The organism is Bradyrhizobium sp., assembly GCF_049512235.1.
Taxonomy (GTDB): Bacteria; Pseudomonadota; Alphaproteobacteria; order Rhizobiales; family Xanthobacteraceae; genus Bradyrhizobium.
Map to the genome: position 1 here is coordinate 1 of NZ_JBEKXH010000434.1, position 5,832 is coordinate 5,832.

General features: G+C 63.2%; 5 protein-coding genes. 1 reads left to right on the forward strand and 4 read right to left on the reverse strand.

The features are described from left to right. From ABSG20_RS28570 to kynA, 3 genes are all read right to left on the reverse strand, one after another. The coding region (locus ABSG20_RS28570; protein ID WP_423867818.1) for an ATP-binding cassette domain-containing protein at nucleotides 1-356 on the reverse strand (356 nt) is incomplete at its 3' end. Nucleotides 357-358: 2 nt separating this feature from the next. Beyond that, nucleotides 359-994: an arylformamidase gene (gene kynB, locus ABSG20_RS28575; RefSeq protein ID WP_423867815.1), complete on the reverse strand. Its 636-nt coding sequence runs from the start codon at nucleotides 992-994 to the stop codon at nucleotides 359-361. Further along, nucleotides 991-1,788, reverse strand: coding sequence for a tryptophan 2,3-dioxygenase (gene kynA, locus ABSG20_RS28580; protein WP_423867819.1), 798 nt, complete (start codon nucleotides 1,786-1,788; stop codon nucleotides 991-993). The genes kynB and kynA overlap by 4 nt, the downstream gene beginning before the upstream one ends. 698 nt (nucleotides 1,789-2,486) lie before the next feature. On the opposite strand from kynA, the gene kynU reads away from it, so the two are divergent. Beyond that, nucleotides 2,487-3,740, forward strand: a complete 1,254-nt coding sequence (gene kynU / locus ABSG20_RS28585; protein WP_423867816.1) for a kynureninase — start codon at nucleotides 2,487-2,489, stop codon at nucleotides 3,738-3,740. Here the strand turns inward: kynU and ilvD are convergent, their stop codons facing one another. Next, nucleotides 3,741-5,435, reverse strand: a complete 1,695-nt coding sequence (gene ilvD, locus ABSG20_RS28590; RefSeq protein ID WP_423867817.1) for a dihydroxy-acid dehydratase — start codon at nucleotides 5,433-5,435, stop codon at nucleotides 3,741-3,743. Between the last annotated feature and the right edge of the window lie 397 nt (nucleotides 5,436-5,832).

Sequence of the window (5,832 nt, forward strand, 5' to 3'; positions counted from 1 at the left end):
ACATTGCCGAGCACGCTCTTCCAGGGAAACAGCGCGAACTCCTGAAAGACCGGCCCACGATCGGGGCCGGGCCCCGTGATCGCCTTGCCCTTCACCTTCGCCACCCCTTGCGTCGGGCTGACAAAGCCGCCGACGATATAGAGCAGCGTCGATTTTCCGCAGCCGGAGGGACCGAGGATGGAGACGAAGGCGCCATCCTCAATTGCGAGGGATATATCCGACAACGCGAGATGATCCTGACGGCCCGACGTACGAAACACCTGCGAGACGCAGTCGATCTCGATCATGGCAGCCGCCGGCCCGCGCGCCAGTGCCGGCTTTAGCTCAGCGTCCGGCCGCGATGGCAATACCTTCATTCTCATTTGGCATCCAATCGCCTGAGCACCGCGCGCACCGGCGCCGCGTCGAGCCCCTGCAGCCGCAGCGGCAGCGCAATCAGTTCGTAATCGCCCGGCATCACGCCGGCCAGCACCAGATTCTCGACAATGCGAAGATCGTGCCGTTGGCAGGCCATGTGCGATGGCAGGCTCTTCGACGTCTCCGGATCGACCGAGGGAACATCGACGCCGATCAGCCGCGTCCCGCCCAGCGCCAGCCGCTCCACGGTTTCCGGCGCCAGCGCGCGGAAGCCGGTCGGCCAGATCATGGGACCGCCCCCATCCATCAACCTGAAGAGCAGGCGCGGCGGCGCGCCATCCAGAGCGGATTCGATCTCGGCAAAACCACAAAGCGGGCCTGTGCCGCGCGCGTCAATGACCCTGGCGGGGCCGATGAAATCGTTGAGATCGAGCCGATCGATGCTGGCGCCTGCGGGATCGTAGTGCAGCGGCGCATCGACGTGGGCGCCGCAATGCGTCGACATCGCGATCCTGGCCACGTTGACGGGACAGCCGGGCCCGATCGTGAAGGTCTGGCTGGCCTCGAAAGCGGCGTCGCCGGGAAATACCGCCATGCCGACGCGGAGTGACGGCGAGATGTCGATCAGCCCCGTCACAGCTGGGTCCTGGCTTGCCAGAGCTCGGGGAACAACACGACATCCAGCATTTTTCGCAAGTAGGATACACCCGACGTACCGCCGGTGCCGCGCTTGAATCCGATCACCCGCTCGACAGTCGTGACGTGGTTGAACCGCCAGCGGCGGAAATAGTCTTCGAAGTCGACCAGCTTTTCGGCGAGTTCATACAGTTCCCAGAAACGCGCCGGGTCGCGATAGACCGCTAACCACGCGCTCAACACGCTTTCGCTATGGACGTGCGATACCGAGACGTCGCGATCCACCAGGGCCTTGTCGATGGCGAAGCCGCGACGGTGCAACAGGGCGATGGTGTGATCGTAGATGCTCGGCGCGCAACGGGCGGCTTCGAGCCGTTCGACCACGACCTTGTCGTTTCGGTGAAAACTTATCATCGCCGCATTCTTGTTGCCGACCAGAAACTCGATCATCCGGTATTGCCAGGACTGAAGGCCCGAAGACTGCCCGAGCGATCCGCGAAACTCGGTATACTCGCTGGGCGTCATGGTGCGAAGCACATCCCAGGCGGAGTTGAGCTGCTCGAGGATGCGGGATACCCGCGACAAGGTTTTGAAGGCTGGCTGCAGATCGTCCGCGGCGATCAACCGGCAGGTGGCACTCAGTTCGTGGATCGCGAGTTTCATCCAAAGCTCCGAGGTCTGGTGCTGGATGATGAACAACATCTCGTCATGGGCGGCGGAAAGCGGCTGTTGCGCCTGCAGAATCCTGTCGAGCTGGAGATAGCCGGAATATGATATTTCCCTGCCTTGCGTCATCGAGTCCGCGCCGGGTTCATCGAAGAACAGGAAGACGCCGCGGATTTGCTGCGACCAAATCCCCGGCACGATAGTTGATCCGGACCAGGCTTCTCACCCGCACCGATCTTCCTACCCGAGAGAAGCCCGGCCATGCATGCCTGTCGTCACAACACCGGACGATATTTTAAACTTAAAAGGATGGACATTTGCTGTCAATCGGCATTTATCAAGGACCCCGGAGCGGCAAGCCAATAGATCGATTCCATGAAACCAATCGTTTCCCAGGCTCTCGGTCCTCATCCTGATGAGCAAGCCTTGGCCCCGGAGGGCGAGGGCTTGCGTCTCGAAGGATGGCCCCTTGCACGGCCGTATTTTGTGGCCATCCTTCGACACGCATCGCTTGGGGCGATGCTCCTAATACGAATCCTGGGATGAGGACCCTCCCACCGTCATTGCGAGGAGCTCTTGCGACGAACCAATCCAGCTTTTCTTTCTGTGGCGGCGATGGATTGCTTCGCTCAATCGAGCGCGCGTTCGCGCGCCCAATTGGCTCGCAATGACGAACCAGGAGCACCCTATCAGCCCGATTTTGAGCGAGGCCTTCATTCGAAACCGGGTTTCATGCACAGTCGGTCGGCCACGCCGATGGGGAACAGGATGAGGACCGGGGAGGATGCCGAAGCTGCGCGCCCTGCTTCGTGCGTTGATCGCAGGCCATGATGCCGGCCACAACCATGGTGTCGCGCAAGGCGTGCGTCGCACGCGATGCCGCCGATCCGCTTCAAGGCTTGCGCGACCGTTTTGTCATTCCCGATGGCCTGATCTATCTCGACGGCAATTCGCTTGGGCCGATGCCGCGCGCAGCCGCCGCTGTCCTGAGCCGGACCATCGAACGGGAGTGGGGCGAGGCACTGATCGGGAGCTGGAACAGCGCGGGATGGTTCGACATGCCGGTCCGGCTCGGCGACCGCGTCGGCGCATTGATCGGGGCGTCAGCTGGCCAAACCCTGGTTTGCGACACCACATCGATCAATCTCTACAAGGCCATCCATGCTGCCATCGGGCTGAAGCCGGATCGCGGGGTCATCATCGCCGAGGATGAGTCGTTCCCGACCGATCTCTACATCATCGAAGGCGCCATGAAATCCGCAGGCCGTCCGATGCGGCGCCGGTTGATCGGCGCCGATGGCCGGTCGATCGAGTCGCTGCTCGACCGTGAGGTCGCGGTCGCCGTGCTGTCACACGTGAATTATCGTACCGGCGCGCTGCTCGACATCGCGACCATCACCCGGCAGCTGCACGACGCCGGCGCGCTGGTCATTTGGGACCTCTGTCATTCGATCGGCGTCGTCGAGATCGGATTCGACCTGCATGAAGTCGATTTCGCCGTCGGCTGCACCTACAAATATCTCAACGGCGGTCCCGGCGCTCCGGCCTTCATTGCCGTGGCAAAAGCCCATCAGGCCGCCGCACAACAGCCGTTATCGGGCTGGTGGGGTCACGCCGCCCCCTTTGCCTTTGATCGCGACTTCCGGCCGGACCAAGGCATCAAGCGATTTCTCTGCGGCACCCAGCCGATCATTTCGCTCCGCGGCGTGGATGTCGCTCTCGACGTCATGGACGGCGTCGATGTCGCCGCCTTGCGACAAAAGAGCCTCGCGCTCACCGAATTGTTCATGGCGCGGGTTGCGGCGCTGCTGCCCGGCCTTGAGATCGTAACGCCCGCGCAATCCTCATTGCGCGGCAGCCAGGTCGCGATCGAATTCGACCGGGGTTATCCGGTCGTGCAAGCGATGATCGAACGCGGCGTGATCGGCGACTTCAGGGCGCCCGACATCATGCGTTTTGGTTTTGCGCCGCTCTATGTTCGCTTCCAGGACGTCTGGGACGCCGCCGACATTCTCGCAGCCTGCATCAGGGACGAAGTCTGGCGCGAACCCCGCTTCAACAGGGTTCTCGGCGTTACCTGATCAATCGAACCACGGCCACTCCGCAGGACCCTGATGGGTGACGGCGCCGCCGGGCGCCTGCCCGACCAGGCGCGCATATTTGGCGAGCGCGCCGGCGCGATGCCGCGGCGGTCGCGGCTTCCAGGCCCGCCGTCGCGCCGCGAATTCATCGTCGTCGATCAGCAAGTCCATGCGGCGCGCGCCGGCGTCGATCCGGATGCGGTCGCCGTTTGCGACCAGCGCCAGCGGGCCGCCGACAAAAGATTCCGGCGAGACATAGCCGATGCACATGCCGCGGGTGGCGCCGGAAAACCGTCCATCGGTGATCAGCGCCACCTTCTCACCCATGCCCTGCCCGTAGATCAGTGCGGTGACGCCGAGCATCTCGCGCATGCCGGGACCGCCGACCGGGCCTTCATTGCGGATCACCAGGACATCGCCGGCGGCATAGTTGCGATGGCGCACGGCATCGACACAGTGTTCCTCGTCTTCGAACACGCGCGCCGTCCCCTCGAAGAGCAGATTTTTCAGACCGGCCACCTTGATGACGGCCCCGTCTGGGCAAAGATTGCCCTTGAGGACCGCGACGCCGCCGTCAGGCATGATCGGCGCAGAAGTTGCGAAAATGACCTCACCGTCGGGCACGCTGGCCTGGCCATATTCTTCCGCGATCGTCCGCCCGGTAATCGTCAGGCAACTTCCATCGATGTGGCCGCTTTCGACCAGCGCGCGGACCACCACGGCGGTGCCGCCGATGTCGTAGACGTCCTTGGCGGTATATTGCCCGCCCGGCCGCAGATTGCCGATCAGAGGCGTGCGCGCAAACACCTCGCCGACATCGTCCAGGCTGAAGGAAATTCCGGCCTCGTTGCCGAGCGCAGGCAGATGCAGCGCGGCGTTGGTCGAGCCGCCGGTCGCGGCGACAATGGCCGCGCCGTTTTCCAGCGCCTTTCGTGTCACGATGTCACGCGGCAACGGCCCACCCTGCCGCAGCATCTGCATCACCAGCCGCCCGGCGCGGCGCGCGACCTGCGCGCGCTCGGCATAGACGCCGGGGATCATCGACACATTGGGCATGGTCAGCCCCATCGCCTCGGAGACCATGGCCATGGTGTTGGCGGTGAACTGTCCGGCACAGGCGCCGATCGTCGGCAGACAGGACCGCTCGATGCCTTCAAGCGTCGCCGCATCGATTTCGCCGGTCATGAATCTGCCGACCGCCTCGTAGGAATCCAGCACCGTGAGGGTTTTGCCGGCAAAGCGTCCTGGCAGCGCGCTGCCGCCATAGATGAAGATCGATGGCACGTTGCAGCGGATCATGGCCATCATCACGCCCGGCAGCGTCTTGTCGCAACCGCCGAACCCGATCAGCGCGTCATAGGCGAGGCCGTGAACGACGGCCTCGATCGAATCGGCAATCAATTCGCGCGACAGCAGCGAGAACTTCATGCCCTCGTGATTCATGCTGATGCCGTCGGAAACCGAAATGGTGGTAAATTCCCGCGGCGTGCCGCCGGCCTCGGCGATTCCGGCCTTGGCGGCCTCGACCTGGAAGTCATGGGTCATGTTGCAGGGCGTCTGTTCGCCCTTCTGGCTGACGACCCCGATCATCGGCTTCGCCAGCGCCTCGTCGTCAAGCCCCATCGCGCGCATGAAGGCGCGGTGCGGGGCGCGATCAAGGCCATCGGTGGTGACGCGGGATCGGAATTTCGTCATGGTTTTGATCTTGGCACACGATTCGCCTCAACTTAGGGTTCATAGAAATGAACAATATATAAGCTAGCGATCGCAACAGTATACGTTATGACTGCCAGCTCTGGTCCCAGACTTCCGCTCCCCGTGGCGCGCGCGCCTTGCGCAAGCTGGGCGGCGCAATGCGCGTCGCCGACGACGAATCCCAACGGGAACATGGCGTAGCGCGCCTCGATTAGCCGGACCACCCTCGCCAAGGTCGAAAATGGCGAACATGGGGTTCCGTTCGCTATCTACGTCACAGTACTGTTCGTCCCCGGCTGACCAACCGCATCGGCGATCTTGCCGACGTGCGTCGTGACGATGTCGGGCTTGAACCGAAGAGGAGCACCTGCCGCAGCGTGTGCGCCTGCCGTCAGCG

What these genes read in the sequence shown, in the direction of transcription:
- kynA (WP_423867819.1), bottom strand. Translation starts at nt 1,788, where the DNA reads ATGACGCAAGGCAGGGAAATATCATATTCCGGCTATCTCCAGCTCGAC.
- ilvD (WP_423867817.1), bottom strand. Translation starts at nt 5,435, where the DNA reads ATGACGAAATTCCGATCCCGCGTCACCACCGATGGCCTTGATCGCGCC.
- kynU (WP_423867816.1), top strand. Translation starts at nt 2,487, where the DNA reads ATGATGCCGGCCACAACCATGGTGTCGCGCAAGGCGTGCGTCGCACGC.